At 70.2% G+C, this 255-nt stretch carries 1 pseudogene; it reads right to left on the bottom strand.

The window, feature by feature from the left end:
* Positions 1-251, bottom strand: a pseudogene (locus IH54_RS41195) (KR domain-containing protein); the annotation flags it as partial.
* Positions 252-255 lie beyond the last annotated feature (4 nt).

Below are 255 nucleotides of genomic sequence, written 5' to 3'. Positions count from 1 at the left end.
CGCGCCAGATCAGCACCGCCCAAGTGACCCGTCATGGAACTGGTGTCCGCCCACAACCCCCACGCCATCGAGGTCCCGGCAAGCCCGTCCGCCCTGCGCGCCTGCGCCAAAGCGTCCAGATACGCGTTCGCCGCAGCGTAGTTGCCCTCCCCCGCCGTACCGACCACACCCGCAGCAGAGGAGAACACCACGAACGCCGCCAGCTCCACCCCCCGCTCACGCGTCAACTCGTCCAACCACCGCGCCCCGTCCACC

The sequence above is a fragment of the Streptomyces sp. NRRL F-5123 genome (genome assembly GCF_000721495.1).
Lineage (GTDB): Bacteria > Actinomycetota > Actinomycetes > Streptomycetales > Streptomycetaceae > Actinacidiphila.
Note: the sequence above shows the minus strand (reverse complement) of the source record. Positions and strands in the feature narration are given on the sequence as shown.